Origin of the sequence: Promicromonospora citrea (assembly GCF_013004695.1) — a bacterium.
Lineage (GTDB): Bacteria > Actinomycetota > Actinomycetes > Actinomycetales > Cellulomonadaceae > Promicromonospora > Promicromonospora citrea.
This window is the reverse complement of record NZ_JABEMG010000043.1, coordinates 1-17,518: the sequence shown is the minus strand read 5'-3', so window position 1 is coordinate 17,518 and position 17,518 is coordinate 1. Positions and strand designations below refer to the sequence as shown.

The following is a 17,518-nucleotide window of genomic DNA, read 5'->3' as shown; positions in this document are numbered from 1 at the left end:
AAGAAATTGACAAGCGACGAGCACAAAGCAGTGCACACGCTGCAAATCTTCCATGTCGCTCCGGGTGTGACCGCCCTCGACGGGCGCTGCGACCCACGGGTGACCGAGCCCGCCACGGCGGGAGAACGAGGACGTTCATGAGAATTCCCGGGAAGAGAACACCCTGGAGGCACACGGTCGTGGCGGGCGCCGCGCTGGCGCTCGTCGCGCCGCTCGGCCTGGCCGCCGCCGGCACCGCCTCCGCCGCCGACGCGACCAACCTCGCGCTGCGCGCACCCGTGACGGCGTCGTCCGTGACGCAGAGCTACGTCGCGGGCAACGCCGTCGACGGTGACACCGCGACGTACTGGGAGGGCGCGGGCGGGGCCTACCCCGCGCACCTCACGGTCGAGCTCGGCGAGGAGGCCGCGCTCGACCGTGCCGTCGTCACGCTCCCGCCGCCCGCGGTGTGGCAGCCGCGGACCCAGACCTTCAGCGTGCAGGCGCGGTCCGCCGGCGACACGGCGTTCCGGACCCTCGTCGCCGCCGAGGAGCACGCGTTCGACCCCGCGACCGGCAACCGCGTCGAGATCCCGCTCGACGGCGAGGCCGACGAGGTGCGCCTCGTGTTCACCGCGAACACCGGGGCGGGCAGCGGACAGGTCTCCGAGCTGCAGGTGTGGGGCACGCCGACGGGCGACCCCGACCCGACGGACCCCACCGACCCGACCGAGGACCCGACGGGCCCGAACCACGCGGAGGGCAGGCCCGCCGCGGCATCGTCGACCGAGTGGGTCTACCGCGCCGAGAACGCCGTCGACGGCGACGTCGGCACCTACTGGGAGGGTGCGGGCGGGCAGTACCCGTCGACGCTCGACGTGGCGCTCGCGGCGCCCACCGAGGTGAGCACCGTGCGCGTGCGGCTCAACCCCGACAGTGCGTGGGGTCAGCGCACGCAGACGTTCTCCGTCCTCGGCCGGACCGGCGACGGCGCGTGGCAGGAGCTCGCGCCGTCCGCCGCGCGTGCCTTCGCGCCGGGGAGCGGCAACGTGGTGGACGTGCCCGTCGCGGGCACGGCGACCGACGTGCGCCTGCGCTTCACGGGCAACACGGGCGCAGGCAACGGGCAGGTCGCCGAGCTCGAGGTCTACGGAGCCCCCGCACCCGGTCCGAACCTCACCGTCACCGCGGTCGGCACCGCTCCGGCCGCGCCGACGGCGACGACGCCGGTGACGGTCACCGCGACCGTCGAGAACACGGGCGACCGCGCGTCGGCCGCCACGACGCTCGATGCGCGGCTCGGCGGTGCGACGGTCGGGTCCGCCGACGTGGGCGCCCTGCAGCCCGGCGCGTCCGCGCAGGTCGAGGTCGACGCCGGCACCCGTCCGGCGGGCGAGTACACGGTCGGCGCGGTCGTCGATCCCGGCAACACGGTGGCCGAGCAGGACGAGTCCGACAACGCGTTCACCGCCGGGCAGCCGCTCGTCGTGCGCGAGGCGCCCGGCCCCGACCTCGAGGTCGTCTCGGTGAGCTCCGACCCGGCGAACCCCGCCGTCGGCGCCGCCGTGTCGTTCGCCGTCCAGGTGCGCAACCGCGGCGACGAGACGGCGGCGGCCGGCTCCGTCACGCGCGTCGTCGCGGGCTCGACCCGGCTCGACGCCACGACGCCGGCGGTCCCGGCGGGCGAGACGGTGACCGTCCGTCCGTCCGGTACGTGGAGCGCGGCCGACGGCGGCGTGACCGTCACCGCGACGGCCGACGCGACCGACGTCGTGCCGGAGACGAACGAGGACAACAACACCGGCACCCTGTCGCTCACGGTCGGCCGCGGCGCCGCCGTCCCGTACACGACGTACGAGGCGGAGGACGGCCCGTACACCGGCACGCTGCTGCAGGCCGACCCGGAGCGCACCTTCGGTCACACGAACTTCGCGACCGAGTCGTCGGGCCGGCAGTCGGTGCGGCTGACGAGCACCGGGCAGTACGTCGAGCTCACGTCGACGGTGCCCACCAACTCGATCGTCGTGCGCGCCTCGATCCCCGACGCGCCGTCGGGCGGCGGCCTCGAGAAAACGATCAGCCTCTACGCGGACGGCGAGTTCGTGCAGAAGCTGACCCTCTCGTCGCGGCACTCGTGGCTCTACGGCACCACGGACCAGCCCGAGGGGCTGACCAACACCCCGGGCGGCGACGCGCGGCGGCTGTTCGACGAGTCGCACGCGCTGCTGGGCCGTACGTTCCCCGCCGGCACCGAGTTCCGCCTCCAGCGCGACGCCGACGACGACGCGGCGTTCTACGTCCTCGACCTCGTCGAGCTGGAGGAGGTGGCGCCGGCGGCGTCCAAGCCCGCGCAGTGCACGTCGATCACGGAGTACGGCGCCGTGCCGGACGACGGGATCGACGACGCCGACGCCATCCAGGAGGCCGTCACCGCCGACCAGAACGGCGAGATCGACTGCGTGTGGATCCCGGCGGGGCAGTGGCGCCAGGAGAAGAAGATCCTCACCGACGACCCGCAGGACCGCGGCACCCACAACCAGGTCGGCATCAGCGACGTCACCATCCGCGGTGCGGGCATGTGGCACTCCCAGCTCTACAGCCTGATCCAGCCGCAGGACGCCGGGGGCATCAACCACCCGCACGAGGGCAACTTCGGCTTCGACATCGACGACAACGTGCAGATCTCCGACATCGCGATCTTCGGCTCCGGCCGCATCCGCGGCGGCGACGGCGACGCCGAGGGCGGCGTCGCGCTCAACGGGCGCTTCGGGCAGGACACGAAGATCAGCAACGTGTGGATCGAGCACGCCAACGTCGCGGTCTGGGTGGGGCGCGACTACAGCAACATCCCGGAGCTGTGGGGTCCGGGTGACGGGCTGGAGCTGTCCGGCATGCGCATCCGCAACACCTACGCGGACGGCGTCAACTTCAGCAACGGCACGCGCAACTCGATCGTGGTCAACTCGTCCTTCCGCAACACGGGCGACGACGCGCTCGCCGTCTGGGCGAACCCGTACGTGCGGGACCAGTCGGTGGACATCGGCCACGACAACACGTTCCGCAACAACACCGTCCAGCTGCCGTGGCGCGCCAACGGCATCGCGATCTACGGCGGCTACGACAACACGATCGAGGGCAACCTGGTCTACGACACGATGAACTACCCCGGCATCATGCTCGCCACCGACCACAGCCCGCTGCCGTTCTCCGGCACGACGCTGGTGGCCGACAACGGGCTCTACCGCACCGGCGGGGCGTTCTGGAACGAGGACCAGGAGTTCGGCGCGATCACCCTGTTCGCGCAGACGCACCCGATCGTGGGCGTGGTCATCCGGGACACCGACATCGTCGACTCGACGTACGACGGCATCCAGTTCAAGGACGGGAACATGCCCGACGTGCGGATCAGCGGCGTGCGGATCGACAGGTCGAACAACGGCTCCGGCATCCTCGCGATGAACGGCGCCCGCGGCAGCGCGACCCTGTCGGACGTGACCATCACGAACTCCCGTGACGGTGACATCGAGGTGCAGTCGGGCTCGCAGTTCGTGATCACCCAGGAGTAGTCCTCGCGAGCGCGGTCGCTCGTCGCGGGACCGGTCGATGCCCGGCCGGTCCCGCGGCAAGCGGCCGCACGTCGTCCCCGGCCCGTTACGCGAGGGCGCGTGGCGTCCAGACGCCGAACCACTGCTGCGCGCCGTACGCCTCGAAGCGCTCGGTCTCCACGAACCCCAGCCGCGTCGCGAGGCGCACCGAGCGCACGTTGGCCGTCTGGGTGGTCAGCACCACCGGCTCGCCGGGCACCGCGCTCGCGAACCAGCCGAGCGCGGCGGTGCACGCCTCCGCGGCGTACCCGTTGCCCCAGACGTCCGGCAGGAACAGGTAGCCGAGCTCGATCCGGCCCGCCGTGCGCGGGGCCTCGTGCTCGCCGTCGTGGGCGTCGAGCGTGACCAGACCGATCATGCCGCCGTCGCGGTCCACCACGAAGTGTCCCGGGCGTCCCTTCGGCACGGCGGGCACCGACCGCTCGACCTCCTCGCGCGGCAGCGCCCCGCCGAGGTAGGCGTTGACCTGCGCCGAGGCGTGCAGCTCCACCACCACGTCGCGGTCGGCGGCGTCGGGCTCGCGCAGCAGCAGCCGCTCGGTCCGGATCGGCGCCGGCGGCCACGTGACGCTTCCGAGGTCTACCATCCCGGCACCATAGCCGGACCCCGGCGTCGCTCGGCAGAGGGCCCGAGCGGGAGTGTCAGTGGTGGCGCGTACGTTCGGTGCATGGCCCTGCGCATCGAAGAGCTGAGTCCGGAGAACATCGCCGACGTGCTCCGGCTGCCCCCGCAGCCCGGGGACGACGAACCCGTCGCGCCGACGGCCTGGTCCGTGGCCGAGGCCTACGTGCAGCCCACCGCGTGGCCGCGTGCCGTCACCGACGACGGCGAGGTCGTCGGCTTCGTCATGGCCAACTGGAACCCCGAGGAGCACGAGCCGGCCTTCCGTGCCGGGATCTGGCGCCTCAACGTCGCGTCCTCGGCGCGCGGACGAGGCGTCGGGCGCTTCGCCGTGGAGGAGGTCGCGGCCGAGGCCCGGCGACGCGGTGTCGACCGCATCACCGTGCTGTGGGACGCCCGGCACCCCGCGAGCCCTGAACAGTTCTACCTGCGGTGCGGGTTCCGGCCCGTCGGGGAGCTGTTCGGCGAGGTCGTCGGCGAGCTCGTGGTGTAGCAGCGCCCGACGCGCCCCCGCCGTACACCTCCCCGCCGGGAGGCGCCGGTGTCGGTCGCGGAGGGCCGGCCGGCCCGTCCCCGAGCCGCAGCGATCGGTCCGGACCCGTCAGGCCACGAACGTGTACGTCCCCGACCCGACCCGCACCACCGCGGCGTCGGCCTCGTACGTCACCTCCGTCACGCCCTCCGCGCGGGACAGCGGGCGGCCCTGCTCGGTGACCGCCTCGGGTTCGCCGGACGGCACCCGCACCGTCGCCGTCGTGCCCACCGGGACCGTGACGGTCAGGCGCAGCCGGCGGCCCGAGCGGTGCCAGGCGCTGGCGGCGGTGCCGAACGGCGTCCGGACCGACGCGCTCGCGCGGTCGAGGTGCTCCGTCACGGCGGGGGCGACGGTGAGGTCGCGGAACCCGGTGTCGGGCGAGGCCTGGAGGCCGGCGACGTGCTGGTAGAACCAGTCGTCGACGGTGCCCAGGAAGTAGTGCCCGTAGGAGCGCGCCTCCAGCGACCAGTGCTCCCACATCGACGTCGCCCCGTTCTCGATCATGTACCCCCAGCTCGGGTACGCCGTCTGGACGGCGAGCTCGTAGGCGACGTCGGCGTGCCCGTACCGGGTCAGCACCGGCAGCAGCCACTTGGTGCCGAGCACGCCGGTGTTGAGCGTGGTGCCGCGCGAGCGCACGTCGGCGACGATGCTGTCGACCACGCGCCGCGCGGTCGCGTCGTCGGGCACGAGGCCGTGCTGGACCGCGAGCACGTTGTGCGTCTGGCGGTACCCGCGGTCGCCCGTGCCGCGGTAGTACCCGGCGTCGTGGTCGAGGAACGCGTCGTTGAACGCCGCCCGTACGGTGGCGGCGCCGCGGGCGAAGTGCTCGACGTCGGCGGCCTTGCCGAGGAACCCGGCGCTGCGCCGCATGGACACGAGCATCGCGTGGAGGAACGCCGTCGCCGAGACCCGCAGGTCCTCGGGCGCGTTGCCGCCGCCCGGGCTGGCCTCGGGACTCACCCAGTCGCCGAGCCGCGCGTCGGGGACGATGCCGCCGTCGGACCGGTCGAGCTCGAGGTCGACGTAGCGCTTCATCCCGTCGTAGCACTCGGTCAGCACGCGGGTGTCGCCGCCGTACTGGTACAGCCACCAGGGGATCATCACGTAGGCCGCGTGCCACGGCGGGCACACGCCCCACTCGCCCCAGTCGCCGGAGCTGGGGGCGATGACGAGCGGGCGGCCCTGGTCGTCGCGCGTCTCGTGCACGTCGCGCAGCCACTTGGCGAACAGCTCGTGCGTATCGAGGTTGAGCAGGAACATCTCGGCACCGAGGGCGGCGTCGCCGGTCCAGCCGTTCTTCTCGAACATCGGGGTGTCGGTCGGGATCCCGTGGAGGTTGTTCTTCATCGTGTCGACCACGGCGCGGTGGACCCGGTTCATGATCCGGCTCGAGCTGTCGAACCGGCCCGTCTCCGCCGCGGCCGTGTGCACCACGCGTGCGGTGAACGCCGACAGCGGCGGCGGGCCGTCCTGCGGCCAGCCGGTCACCTCGATGTACTGGAAGCCCTTGTAGGAGAACCTCGGCTCCCACGTCTCGGGCCTGCCGGTCCCGGCGAGCGTGAACCGGTCCGTCTGGAACCCGGCCTGGAACCCGCCGTTGTTGGCCGCGTTCACGCGGCCCCCCTCGGTGAGCTTCTCGCCGTGCAGGGCCCGCACCGTCGCGCCGGCGGGGCCGGTCACGGTGTACCGCACCCAGCCCGCGATCACGCGCGGGAACTTCACGACGTACACGCCGGGCTCGGGCTCCGTCACCTCGACCGCGGGCAGGGACTCCGCGACGGTGATCGGCTGCTGCCGCTGGTTGACCAGCACGCCGCGCGGGCCCGGTGCCTCGGCGGCGGCCGTCCACGCGGCGTCGTCGAACCCGACCGTGTCCCAGCCCGGCACGGTCCGGCGCGCGTCGTACGCCTCGCCGCCGTACAGGTCGTCGAACACCGTGGGGCCGTCGTGCAGGCGCCAGGAGGTGTCGGTCACCACGCGCTCGACGCGCCCGCCCGCGTACCGCAGGTGCAGCACCGCGCGGACGACGGGCTCGTCGTGCCACGGCGGCGACTCCCACCGCCAGACGTTGCCGCCCGTCATCCCGTAGAACCCGCGGCCCAGCTCGATGCCGAGCACGTTGCGGCCCCGGCGCAGCCGTCGCGTGAGGTCGGTCGCGGTGTACTGCACGGTGTCGTCGTAGTCGGTGAAGCCCGGGGCGAGCACCTGATCGTCGGCGGGCCTGCCGTTGAGCGACACGTTCGCGTACCCGCCCGCGGCCAGGTACAGGGTCGCGCGCTCGAGGCGCGGACCCACCTCGAGCTCCCGGCGCAGCAGCGGCGCGGGCAACGGGTCACGCACCGGCAGCCGGACGCCGCTGCCCCACGGCCCGGACCCGTACGCCGCGATCTCCTGCGCGGGCGCCCAGCCGGAGTCGTCGAGGTCGGGTCGTGCGAAGTCGTCGGGGGCATCGGTCGCGGCCTTCCACCCGGCGCCCGAGGTGAGCAGCGCGGTCGAGCCGTCGTCGTACGTGAGGCGGACGACGGCGAGCACCGCGCCCGCGCTCACCGCGTCGTTGCTGCCGCGCACGGCGACGACGGTGCGCGAGCCCGACACCTCGGCGTCGTAGAACTGTGAGGACTGCCAGCCGTTCTCGACGGCCTCGGTCGCGCCGACCTCGACGCCGTCGACCCAGAGCGTGAACGCGTCGTCGGCCGTGATCAGCACCTCCGCGCGGGTCGCCGTCGTCCCCTCGGGCGCGGCGTGGCCGACCCGGAACATGCGGTCGGCGCCGGGCAGCTCGCCGTCGGCGAGCCACATCCAGATCGCGCCGTCGAACCGCAGGTCGGTGACCTCGCCCCGCCGCCGCTCGTTGCCGATCCAGCGCGCGCCGCCCCAGTCCTCCTCGGCGTGCAGGCCCGTGCGGAACGTCGAGGTCGTCGACGCGCCGCCGTGCGTGGTGACGACGTCGACGCGCCACGTGTGCTCGGTGGCGGCGCGCAGCGCCGGCCCGTCGTAGGCGACGTTCGCCGACTCGGCCGACCGCACGACACCGCTGTCCCAGACCGTACGCCCGCCCGGCCCGGCCTCCGTGACCCGCAGCCGGTACGACGTCTGCTCCACGCCGCGGCCGTCCGCCTCGATCGTCCACGAGAACCGGGGCCGGTCGACGTCGATCCCGAGCGGTGTCGCCTTCTTCTCCACGAGCGGGTCGGTCAGCCGCACCCGGCCGCCGTGCCCGCCGCCGGGCTGCGGCCGCGCGGCGGCACCCGCGGGGATCACGGCGGGCAGGGTGGCGGCGGTGGACGCGACGCCGGCGGTCTTGAGGAACAGTCTGCGGTCCAGGGTCATGGCGCCTCCAGGCGTGGGCGGTGAAGCGAGCTCCATTGCAACGTTTCAAACACGCGCCAGCCAGTGTAGGTGCGACCTCTCGTCCTGACCAGGGCCTGGCGGGCCGCAGCCGCCGCCTCAGCCCGGGAACGCCTTGCCGGGGTTGAGCAGGCCCTGCGGGTCCAGCGCGTCCTTGATCGCGCGGTGCATCGCGAGCGCCACCGGGCTCAGCTCCTGTGCCGCGCCCGCCAGCTTGAGCAGGCCCACGCCGTGCTCGCCCGTGACCGTGCCGCCCAGCGCCCGGCACTCGTCGACGATCCGGTCGAACGCGACCTCGGCCCGCGCCTTGGCGGCGTCGTCGCCCTCGGGCGCGATGATGAGCGGGTGCAGGTTGCCGTCCCCGGCGTGCGCGATGTTCGCGATCACGACGTCGGCCTCGCGGGCGATGCGCTCGATCCGGCCGAGCATCTCCGCGACGGCCCCGCGCGGCACGCACACGTCCTCGGTGAGCACGGGGCCGAGCCGCTCCAGCGCGGGGTAGGCGAGCCGGCGGGCGAGGAACAGGCGGTCGGCGTCCTCCGGGGTGACGGCGCGCTCGACCCGGAGGCTGCCCGCGTCCGCGAGGTGCGCGGCGACCCGGTCGGCCAGTTCCTCGCCCGCCGCGCCCGGCTCGTCGACCTTGGCCAGCAGCAGCGCGGCGGCGCCGTCGGGCAGGGTCCAGCCCTGCCAGTCCGCGACGGCGCGCACGCACGTCCGGTCGATGAGCTCGAGCGCCGCGGGCACGATCCCGGCGGCCGAGACGGCGGCGACGGCGTCCCCGGCGTCGGAGAGCGAGCCGAACCAGCCGACGACGGCCCGGTCCTCGCGCCCGGCGAGCGGGCGCAGCGCGAGGGTGACGTCGACGACGACGCCGAGCGTGCCCTCCGACCCGACCATGAGTCCGGTGAGGTCGTACCCCGTCACGCCCTTGGCCGTGGTGCGGCCGAGGCGGGCGACCGAGCCGTCCGCGAGCACGACGGTCATGCCCAGCACGTAGTCCCGCGTCACGCCGTACTTGACGCAGCACAGGCCGCCGGCGTTCGTGGCGACGTTGCCGCCGATGGTCGAGATCGCCTGGCTCGCCGGGTCCGGCGGGTACCAGAGGCCGTGGGCGGCGACGTGCCGGCGCAGGTCGTCGTTGAGCACGCCCGCCTCGACGACGGCATAGCGCTCCGCCACGTTCACCTCGCGGATCGCCGTCATGCGCTCGAGCGACAGCACGACGCAGCCCGCGACGGCGTTGGCCCCGCCGGACAGGCCGGTGCCCGCCCCGCGCGGCACCACGGGGGCACCGTGCTCCGCGGCGGTGCGCACGGTGGTCACGACGTCCTCCAGGCTCGTCGCGAGCACGACGGCGGCGGGCGTCGCGTAGGCGGCCCACTCGGCGTCGTCGTGGGCGTAGCGGTCGAGCTCGGCACCGTCGGTGAGGACGGTGCCGGCGGGCAGGGCGGTCCGGAGGGCCGCGGGGAGGTCGGTGCGGGTCATCGGTCTGGGATCGTATCCCGCCCACCGCGCTCCGCCCCGGCCGCGCACGTGAGCGCCACCGTCTGCTGATCGGGGTACGCCGGGCCCGGGGTCAGTCCTCGCGGCCCGGTCGTGCCGAGCGCAGGCGCTTGGTGTCCGAGCGCTGCTTCTTGGCGGCCAGCCGCCGCTCCTGCGAGCCGCGGGTCGCCCGGGTGGGCCTGCGGGTGCGGGGTCCGGGGGCCAGCGCGTCCGCGACGAGCGCGGCGAGGCGGGCCGCGGCGGCGGCGCGGTTGCGCCGCTGCTCCCGGTGCTCCGAGGCGACGACGGTGAGGACGCCGTCGGTCAGCCGCGCTGCGAGCCGCTCCGTGAGGCGCTGCCGCTGCGCGTCGTTCAGCACCGTGGACCCCTGCACGTCCCACGACAGCTCGACGCGCGAGTCGGTCGTGTTGACGCCCTGCCCGCCCGGGCCGGACGACCGGGAGAACCGCTCGGTGAGCTCGGCCCGGGGGATGGTCAGGGCGGGTGTGACGGCGAGGCCGGGGCGGGCGGGCGAGGGCATGCGTCCATCCTCGCGCATCGGCGGGCGCAGGAGAGCCTGCGGGCACGCCGACAGGCCCCGGCACGGCGTGCCGGGGCTATCTATAAAAGGCGCCAGGAAATTTCCAGCCGAGGCGCGAGAAATGCGCTCGCGCAATTGCGGCTTCCTCGTGCGCACCGCGGCGCAGAAAAAGGTGCGCTCAGGGAAGAGCTCCCCCACGGGCGACCGTGGGGGAGCTCTCCTGCTGGGGGATCGACTCCCGCAGACCTGGGTGTCCTACCAGGTCAGAGACCCAGCAGGCACAGCACCTGGGCGACGGTGAGACCCAGGTTGCAGACCAGGTTGGCGACGATGTCGATGAGGCTCATGTGCGAGCTCCTTCTTGTTAATTGGGGATCACGGACGTTTGCCCGTGAGTCGAACGGTGTTCGCGTTCTATACGTTAAGTAGGCGAGCCGGACAGTGCAACGTGAAGGGGATATTGATTGTTAAAGCGCGAAATGAGCGGCGCCGTGATAGTGGCCCCGGGCGACAGTCGCGGGCCCGCGGGGGACGGGTGACACTGGCCTCATGGCGACGACGAGCGCGGGGCTGCTGCTCTACCGGCGGACCGCCGGCGGCGGGTTCGAGGTGCTGCTCGGGCACATGGGCGGCCCGTTCTGGGCGCGCAAGGACGCGGGGGCGTGGACCCTGCTCAAGGGTGAGCTCGAGCCCGGCGAGGACCCGCACGCGGCGGCGCTGCGCGAGGCCGCGGAGGAGCTCGGGCTCGACCTGCCGACGGCGTCCGTGCCCGACGTGCCGCTCGGCGAGGTCCGGCAGCGCGCGGGCAAGGTGGTGCACGCCTGGGCGCGTGCGTGGCCGGAGCCGGGGCTGGACCTGACCCGGGCGCGCAGCAACACGATCGAGATCGAGTGGCCCCCGCGCTCGGGGCGGCGCCTGGAGATCCCGGAGATCGACCGGGTCGCCTGGTTCCCGCCCGACGACGCGCGCCGGCTCGTCGTCAGCGCCCAGGGGGCGTTCGTGGACCGGCTGGCCGCGGCCCTCGCGTCCTGAGGCCGCGCGCGGCCGCGCACGACGGGCCCTGCCGGATCACCGGCAGGGCCCGTCGCGCGGCAGGGTGGGTGGGTGTCAGGGCTCGATCGTCGGCACGAAGTTGTCCAGCAGGAACTGGCCCTTCTCGCCGCCGGGCAGCTCGCCCATGAAGCGGGTGACGACGCCCGTCGTCTCCGACTCGACGTACACCTCGAAGTCGATCGTCTCGACCGTGGGGTCGGCCCAGTGGCCCTTCTGCGCGGCCACGAGCACGGCCTCCGAGGCGCCGTCGACCTCGATGTACTGCGCGTAGAAGCCGATCTCGTTCAGCCACTCGGGGTCCGGCATCTCCTGGTCGACGAACGGCGACTGGACGAGGATCCGCCAGTGCTGCTCGCCCCACTCGGTGGAGGCGGCGACCTCGGGCGAGGTCCACTCGTGGCCCGGTCCGCCGTCGCCCACGACCGCCTCGCCGGTCCAGTCGCCGGGCACCAGGTAGCCGACGCCCGCCGTGTCGGTCGCCTGCCACGTGTCGGTCGCGCCCTCGGTCGGCTCGCCCAGGTCGATCGGGATGCCGACGGGGTCGCAGCCGGACAGGCCCGCCGCGACGGACGGGGCGTGGGCCGAGGCGACCGAGCAGGCGATGCCGGAGGGGCTCGCGACGGCGGCCGTGGTGGTGCCGGCGGCGAGGCCGACGGCGAGCGCGGCGGTCAGCAGGGCGGTACGAACCTTCTTCTGTGTCGGTGTCATGCCTTCTCAGACGCACCACCCGGCGGAAAGGTTGTGCGTCCGCGCAGGTCAGGCGGCCGCACCGCGCAGCCTCGCCACCTCGCGCCGCACCGGCCGAGGCGCTCAGGGGACGATGACGCGTCGCCCGCGCGCGTGCCCGGCCTGGCTGTCGGCGTGCGCGCGGGCGGCGTCCGCGAACGTGTAGACCCGCTCGACCGGGAGGTGGAGCCGCCCGGCGGTGACCAGCTCGGCGCCGCGCGCCAGGGCCGCACGCACGTCGCCCGCCACACCGGAGAACCGCACCCCGAGCTCGGGCGCGGTGAGGTCCGCGACGGACACCACGCGGTCCGGGTCGCCCGTGAGCTCGACCAGCTCCCGGAGCACACCGGCACCCGCGAGGTCGAGCGCGGCGTCGACCCGGCCCAGCGCGCGCACCCGGCCGGGCCACCCCGCGTCGTACGTCGTGGGGGTGGCGCCCAGGTCGCGCACGTAGTCCTGGTTCGCGGTGCTCGCCGTGCCGATCACGGCGACGCCGCGGGCGCGTGCGACCTGCAGCACGGCTGACCCCACGCCCCCTGCCGCGCCGCTGACCAGCAGCGTCTCACCGGGTCGGACACCGACCTGCTCGAGGGTCCGCAGCGCCGTCTCGACGGGCGACGGGTACCCGGCGGCCTCCTCCAGGGGGAGGGCGTCCGGGGCGAGGGCCCACGCGCGCAGCACCGCGTGCTCGGCGTACGTCTCGCGCCCCCGGCCGAAGACCCGGTCGCCGACCGCCACGTCCGTCACGCCCTCGCCCACCTCGTCGACGATCCCGGACGCGTCCTGCCCGACGCCCGCGGGCAGAGTGAGCGGCGCCGACCCGCGAAACTGCCCCGCCCGCTGCCGCCAGTCGTGCGGGATGACGCCGGCCGCGCACACGGCCACGCGGATCTGCCCCGGACCCGCGTGCGGCTCCGGGGCGTCGACCAGCTCCAGGACCTCAGGACCGCCGTACCTGGCGAAGCTCACCTTCTTCATGGCGCCGACGCTATCACTACCCGTTAGTGTTTCGGATCGGATACGTCTTCGGGGTTGATAGGGTGTGCGTATGACCGAGACGCCGGGCCGGCGGGAGCGCAAGAAGGCCGCGACCCGCCGCACCATCGCCGACGCAGCGCTGCGGCTCTTCTTCGAGCGGGGCTACGACGCGGTCGGGATCCGAGACGTGGCCGCCGAGGCGGACGTCGCGGTGACGACCCTGTTCTCCCACTTCGCCTCCAAGGAGGCGCTCGTCTTCGACCAGGACGAGAGCTTCGAGCAGCGCCTGGTCGCCGCGGCCACGGCGCGGGAGCCCGGCGAGGGTCTGGTGGCGGCGCTGCGCCGTGAGACCCACGCCCTGGTGCGGCACTGCACGGCGGGGGAGGCGGCCGGCCTCTGGCGCATGATCGACGCGACGGAAGCGTTGCGCCGGTACGAGGTGGCGATGCGCCAGCGGCACGCGGAGGCGCTCGCGGAGGCGCTGGCGACGGCGGCACCGGACCGCGGTGAGGCGGCCCGGCGGGCGCTCGCGCGGTTCGTCGTCGACGCGTTCGGCGTCGCGCGCACTGCCGAGGACCCGGCCGCTGCTGTCGACGAGGTGTTCGACATGATCGACGCCGCGTGGGCGGCGGCCGGGTCCTCCTGATCGGGCGGTCGACCCGGCCCGTCAGTCGCGCGGAACGAGCGTGCGGAGCTCCTCGAGCAGCTCGACCTGCACGTCCGGCGGCTCGGGCGAGGGCCAGGCGAACATCACGGCGTCGATCCCGTGGCCCCACAGCGTCTCGATGTCCGCGGCGATCTCCTTCGGCGTCCCGCCGAGGAACGAGCGCTCACCGTCGGTCGGCGTCGCGACGATCGGCGCGTTCGACTGGGCCGTCACCGTGAGGGCCGCGCCGTCCCGGCCGTTGCGTGCGGCACCCTCGCGGAACCGCGCGGCGAGGCCGAGGACGTGCTCCCGCGACAGGGTCACCGGCGTGATGCCGTCGGCGATGCGAGCAGCGCGGTCGACGCCCGCGTCGGTGAACGCGCCCATGACGATCGGGATGGGCTGCAGGGGCTTGGGGTTGATCTCGGACGACTCGATCGAGTAGAAGCGGCCCTCGTGCTCGACGGGGTCGGGGCCCCAGGCGGCTCGCATGGCCGCGACCGCGTCGTCCAGCCCCGCGCCGCGCCGCTTCCACGGCACGTTGGCGGTCGCGAACTCCTGCGGCAGCGAACCCTGGCCGACGCCCGCGACCACGCGCCCGCCCCCGCTGAACCGGTCGAGCGTCGCGAAGCGGCGCGCCAGCACCACGGGCGGGTGTAGCAGCACGCTGATGATGCTCGTGCCGAGCGTGATGCGGCTCGTGAGAGCCGCGACGTGGCTGAGGGTCTGGAGCGGTTCGTACACGGTCCGGTAGATCTCCGAGACCGGCTGGAGGGTCCCGTCGGGGCCGGGGAGGGCCGGGGCGGTGGGACGCAGCACGCGCTCGTAGGTCCACAGGGAGTCGTAGTCGAGCCGTTCCGCCTCCTGCGCGATGGTCGTGATGGCCTCGGGGGAGGCGTGAGGGCCCGAGACGGGCAGCATGATGCCAAGCTTCACGATGTGCTCTTTCCGCTGGTGGGTGCCTCGATCCTAGGAACGCTTCAAGCTTGAAGTCAACAGGGGCGAAGACTCCTGGGAAGAGGGCGGTGGTCGTCAGCGCGCCACGCGGTCGGACGAAGGAGGCCACACGCGGCCGGGCTCCACCTGCGCGGCGATGCGCCGGCCGATCTCGGTCAGCGCCGTGACGTGCTCGTGCTCGAGCCCGTCGAACACGTACCGGCGCACGGTCTCGACGTGGCCGGGGGCCGCCTTCACGACGACGGCCATGCCCTCGTCGGTGAGCGTCGCCACGGTGATGCGGCCGTTGCACGGCGACGGGGCGCGCACGAGCAGGCCGCGGGCCTCGAGGCGCTTGGCGACGTTCGAGAGCCGCGACAGGGACCCGTTCGCGAACTCGGCGAGGTCGCTCATCCGCATGCTCCGGCCGGGGGACATGGAGAGTGCCGCGAGCACGATGTAGTCGAAGAACGTGAGCCCGTCGTCCCGCTGGAGCTGCGCCTCGATCGCGCCGGGCAGCTTGAGCATCAGCCAGGACAGCGCGACCCAGGCCTCGTTCTCCTCGGTCGTCAGCCAGCGCGGCTCGTCCTGGTCCTGCCCGGCGTCTTTCACGGCGCCCAGGGTACCGACCGCGGCCGTGCCGTGCCCCCGGCCCAGGCCGGGCCGGGAGGCACAGCGCTCGGCACCGCGGTCAGGACGCGCGCAGGGCGCCGGGAACCGCCCGGTCGGCGACGCCGAGCGCGTGCCGGACGGCGGACTCCAGCACAGCGAAGCCGTCCGACGACAGCACCGACTCCAGGTGCCCCTGGACCGACGCGACGCCGGGCCCCCGCAGCGACGTGACCACGCCCTCGGCGTCGACGGACGGCTCGAGGGCCAGCCGAGCCACCGGTGTCCCGGCGTCCGCCGCCGAGAGCGTCGTGACCGCTGCGCCGAAGGTGTTGTAGTAGCCGACCGCGGCCCGCGTCCCGAACACGTCGGACTCGAGCCGCACCCCCTGACGCGGCGCGCGCAGCGGGCGCACCGGGAACCCGGCCAGCCCCGCGAGCACCTGGTGGCTCAGGCACACCGCGAGCAGGGGCCGCCCGGCCCCGACCCGCTCCTCGACCCGGCGGGCGACGGCGGCGATGCGCGGGTCGGTGGCGTCGCGCGGGTCGCCCGGGCCGGGGCCGAGGACGACCAGGTCGTCGGCGAGCACGTCCGTCACCGCGTCCCACCGCACCACGCGCGCGTCCATGCCGAGGTGTCGCAGCTGGTGGGCCAGCATGGTCGTGAACTGGTCCTCGTGGTCGACGACCAGCACGCTGCGCCCGGAGAGCGGTGAGGCGTCCACGACGGCGGGCGCGTCGTCCTGCGGCCGCACCCAGAACTCGGCGAGCTGCCGGTTGCGTACCGTCAGCGCCTCGGCCACGCCGTCCTGCGCGGTGAGGTCGACGACGGCGTCCGGCCCGGCGCCGCGCTCGACCAGCCCGAGCGAGGCGAGCACGCCTGCCGCCTTCGCGTGGGTCTCGGCGACCTCGTGCTCCGGCACCGAGTGCCGCACGAGCGTCGCGCCGGCCGGGACGGACACGCGACCGTCGCCGTGCAGGTAGGCCGTGCGGATGAGGATGGGCGCGTCGAGGGAGTAGGCGGTGGGTCCGGCGCCCGGCGCCGGTTCGAACAGGGCGAGGAAGCCGGAGTAGTAGCCGCGCGGGCGCGTCTCGTGCCGCGCGATGACGGTGCACGCGTTCTCCATCGGCGAGCCGGTGACCGTCGGCGCGAACATCGTCAGGCGGAGCGCGTCACGCGGGTCGGCGGCGGTGCGGCCCTCCAGCAGGTACTCGGTGTGGCTCAGGCGCGCCATCTGCTTGAGGTACGGGCCGAGGATGCGGCCACCGTCCGGGCACAGGGCGCTCATCATCTTCATCTCCTCGTCGACCACCATGAAGAGCTCCTCGTTCTCCTTGGTGTCGCGCAGGAACTCCAGCACGCCCTCGCGGGTCGGGCCCGTGACCGGGTGGCGGTACGTGCCGCTGATGGGGTTCATCCGGGCCACGCCGTCCTGGAGCGTCAGGTGCCGCTCGGGCGTCGCCCCCGCCAGCGAGACCCCCGCGGCGGCCGGGCCCTGCGCCCCGTGCGGTGCCGGGGCGTGCACGGCGAACGTCCAGTACGAGCCGACCTCGTGCACGAGCAGCGCCCGGAACCACGACGTCAGCGTGGCCACCGGCGGAGCATCCGTGCGGGCCTCGAAGCGGCGCATCAGCACGAAGTTGGCGCCGGCGCCCTGGCCGATCTCGTCGTCGATCACGCGGCGCACCATCCCCGCGTACTCGTCGTCCGCGATGTCGAAGCCGAGCGGCTCGGCGGGGACCGGCTCGGGCGGGAGCGTGGCCAGCGCGTCGGCCAGGGGCACGCGCTCGCTCTCGCGCACCACGAGGCAGCGCAGCGGCGCGCCGTCGTCGTGCACGGTGAAGCCGCGCTCGCGGGCCTGCCGGAAGGGGACGACGGCGAGCACGGGCGCGCCGTCGAGGGGGATGTCGCCGAGCAGGTCGGCGTCGACGACGTCGCCGGTCAGCACCTCGACGTCGGTGCCGCCGTGGCGGCGCAGGAGCGCGAAGGGGAGCGACCCGTCGGAGGCGAGGACGCGGTCGAGGAGGGGATGCATGCGCGGGACCTTTCTGGTGCGGGCTGCCCTGCCCGGACCGAAGGTCCTCGTCGGAGAACGAGAACGACCGCCCCGGGGCGAGGCGGTCGTGGACGTGTGAGTGGATGCGTCGCGAGCCCGCCTAGTCGGCGGGCCACCAGTCGAGGCAGATGCGGGGCGACGTCATGGCAGGAACGGTAGCCGGGCCCGGGCGGGGTGTCCACAGGCGGCGCATTTCCGTTGCCTGACGTGCGAGTTCTCCCATAATGTCCGTCCGGATCGTGGTCGGTACGGACAACAGGGGTGGGCGATGTCGAGGCCGTCGGATTGGTCGCCGGTGGGGTTGGATGCTGATCCGACGCCGGGTGATCCGGTGCTGGTGCTTGCTGGTGGGCAGGAGTACCAGGAGGTGGCGCGTTCGATCGACAACGCTGCGGGGGCG

13 protein-coding genes are annotated in these 17,518 nt (G+C 73.9%); 4 read left to right on the top strand and 9 right to left on the bottom strand.

Annotated elements, in window-relative coordinates; translation table 11 throughout:
• Window positions 1-137 precede the first annotated feature (137 nt).
• Complete coding sequence (locus HLB15_RS10480; protein ID WP_171105333.1) at window positions 138-3,545, top strand: CARDB domain-containing protein; 3,408 nt, start codon at window positions 138-140, stop codon at window positions 3,543-3,545.
• A gap of 85 nt (window positions 3,546-3,630) precedes the next feature.
• Here the strand turns inward: HLB15_RS10480 and HLB15_RS10475 are convergent, their stop codons facing one another.
• Window positions 3,631-4,170: a GNAT family N-acetyltransferase gene (locus HLB15_RS10475; RefSeq protein ID WP_171105331.1), complete on the bottom strand. Its 540-nt coding sequence runs from the start codon at window positions 4,168-4,170 to the stop codon at window positions 3,631-3,633.
• Between the two features lie 81 nt (window positions 4,171-4,251).
• Between HLB15_RS10475 and HLB15_RS10470 the strand changes: the two genes are divergently transcribed.
• Entirely contained in the window at window positions 4,252-4,698 is a 447-nt protein-coding gene (locus HLB15_RS10470; RefSeq protein WP_171105329.1) for a GNAT family N-acetyltransferase, read from the top strand.
• A 108-nt stretch (window positions 4,699-4,806) separates the two neighbouring features.
• Here the strand turns inward: HLB15_RS10470 and HLB15_RS10465 are convergent, their stop codons facing one another.
• From HLB15_RS10465 to arfB, 3 genes are all read right to left on the bottom strand, one after another.
• Window positions 4,807-8,073: a family 78 glycoside hydrolase catalytic domain gene (locus HLB15_RS10465; protein WP_171105327.1), complete on the bottom strand. Its 3,267-nt coding sequence runs from the start codon at window positions 8,071-8,073 to the stop codon at window positions 4,807-4,809.
• Between the two features lie 117 nt (window positions 8,074-8,190).
• On the bottom strand, window positions 8,191-9,576 hold the full coding sequence (locus tag HLB15_RS10460; RefSeq protein WP_171105324.1) for an FAD-binding oxidoreductase: 1,386 nt from the start codon (window positions 9,574-9,576) through the stop codon (window positions 8,191-8,193).
• Window positions 9,577-9,667: 91 nt separating this feature from the next.
• Window positions 9,668-10,114, bottom strand: a complete 447-nt coding sequence (gene arfB, locus HLB15_RS10455) for an alternative ribosome rescue aminoacyl-tRNA hydrolase ArfB (RefSeq protein WP_171105323.1) — start codon at window positions 10,112-10,114, stop codon at window positions 9,668-9,670.
• Between the two features lie 549 nt (window positions 10,115-10,663).
• Between arfB and HLB15_RS10450 the strand changes: the two genes are divergently transcribed.
• Window positions 10,664-11,146: an NUDIX hydrolase gene (locus HLB15_RS10450; RefSeq protein ID WP_171105320.1), complete on the top strand. Its 483-nt coding sequence runs from the start codon at window positions 10,664-10,666 to the stop codon at window positions 11,144-11,146.
• Window positions 11,147-11,221: 75 nt separating this feature from the next.
• Here the strand turns inward: HLB15_RS10450 and HLB15_RS10445 are convergent, their stop codons facing one another.
• Together HLB15_RS10445 and HLB15_RS10440 are read right to left on the bottom strand one after the other, a co-directional pair.
• Window positions 11,222-11,875, bottom strand: coding sequence for a hypothetical protein (locus HLB15_RS10445; RefSeq protein ID WP_171105318.1), 654 nt, complete (start codon window positions 11,873-11,875; stop codon window positions 11,222-11,224).
• A 102-nt stretch (window positions 11,876-11,977) separates the two neighbouring features.
• Complete coding sequence (locus tag HLB15_RS10440) at window positions 11,978-12,871, bottom strand: NADP-dependent oxidoreductase (RefSeq protein WP_171105317.1); 894 nt, start codon at window positions 12,869-12,871, stop codon at window positions 11,978-11,980.
• 70 nt (window positions 12,872-12,941) lie between these two features.
• On the opposite strand from HLB15_RS10440, the gene HLB15_RS10435 reads away from it, so the two are divergent.
• Window positions 12,942-13,517 (top strand): TetR/AcrR family transcriptional regulator, encoded by a 576-nt coding sequence (locus HLB15_RS10435; RefSeq protein WP_171105315.1) that lies wholly within the window; start codon window positions 12,942-12,944, stop codon window positions 13,515-13,517.
• A 21-nt stretch (window positions 13,518-13,538) separates the two neighbouring features.
• Here HLB15_RS10435 and HLB15_RS10430 read toward each other — a convergent pair whose 3' ends face one another.
• The 3 genes from HLB15_RS10430 to HLB15_RS10420 form a co-directional block, all read right to left on the bottom strand.
• Window positions 13,539-14,453, bottom strand: a complete 915-nt coding sequence (locus tag HLB15_RS10430) for a TIGR03619 family F420-dependent LLM class oxidoreductase (protein ID WP_171105313.1) — start codon at window positions 14,451-14,453, stop codon at window positions 13,539-13,541.
• 96 nt (window positions 14,454-14,549) lie between these two features.
• Window positions 14,550-15,065 (bottom strand): MarR family winged helix-turn-helix transcriptional regulator, encoded by a 516-nt coding sequence (locus HLB15_RS10425; RefSeq protein ID WP_229785752.1) that lies wholly within the window; start codon window positions 15,063-15,065, stop codon window positions 14,550-14,552.
• 79 nt (window positions 15,066-15,144) lie between these two features.
• Window positions 15,145-17,097, bottom strand: a complete 1,953-nt coding sequence (locus HLB15_RS10420; RefSeq protein ID WP_171105311.1) for an anthranilate synthase family protein — start codon at window positions 17,095-17,097, stop codon at window positions 15,145-15,147.
• Window positions 17,098-17,518: the final 421 nt, after the last annotated feature.

Excerpts from the sequence above, each read along its gene's own strand:
- HLB15_RS10480 (WP_171105333.1), top strand. The coding sequence starts at position 138 with ATGAGAATTCCCGGGAAGAGAACACCCTGGAGGCACACGGTCGTGGCG.
- HLB15_RS10475 (WP_171105331.1), bottom strand. The coding sequence starts at position 4,170 with ATGGTAGACCTCGGAAGCGTCACGTGGCCGCCGGCGCCGATCCGGACC.
- HLB15_RS10470 (WP_171105329.1), top strand. The coding sequence starts at position 4,252 with ATGGCCCTGCGCATCGAAGAGCTGAGTCCGGAGAACATCGCCGACGTG.
- HLB15_RS10465 (WP_171105327.1), bottom strand. The coding sequence starts at position 8,073 with ATGACCCTGGACCGCAGACTGTTCCTCAAGACCGCCGGCGTCGCGTCC.
- HLB15_RS10460 (WP_171105324.1), bottom strand. The coding sequence starts at position 9,576 with ATGACCCGCACCGACCTCCCCGCGGCCCTCCGGACCGCCCTGCCCGCC.
- arfB (WP_171105323.1), bottom strand. The coding sequence starts at position 10,114 with ATGCCCTCGCCCGCCCGCCCCGGCCTCGCCGTCACACCCGCCCTGACC.
- HLB15_RS10450 (WP_171105320.1), top strand. The coding sequence starts at position 10,664 with ATGGCGACGACGAGCGCGGGGCTGCTGCTCTACCGGCGGACCGCCGGC.
- HLB15_RS10445 (WP_171105318.1), bottom strand. The coding sequence starts at position 11,875 with ATGACACCGACACAGAAGAAGGTTCGTACCGCCCTGCTGACCGCCGCG.
- HLB15_RS10440 (WP_171105317.1), bottom strand. The coding sequence starts at position 12,871 with ATGAAGAAGGTGAGCTTCGCCAGGTACGGCGGTCCTGAGGTCCTGGAG.
- HLB15_RS10435 (WP_171105315.1), top strand. The coding sequence starts at position 12,942 with ATGACCGAGACGCCGGGCCGGCGGGAGCGCAAGAAGGCCGCGACCCGC.
- HLB15_RS10420 (WP_171105311.1), bottom strand. The coding sequence starts at position 17,097 with ATGCATCCCCTCCTCGACCGCGTCCTCGCCTCCGACGGGTCGCTCCCC.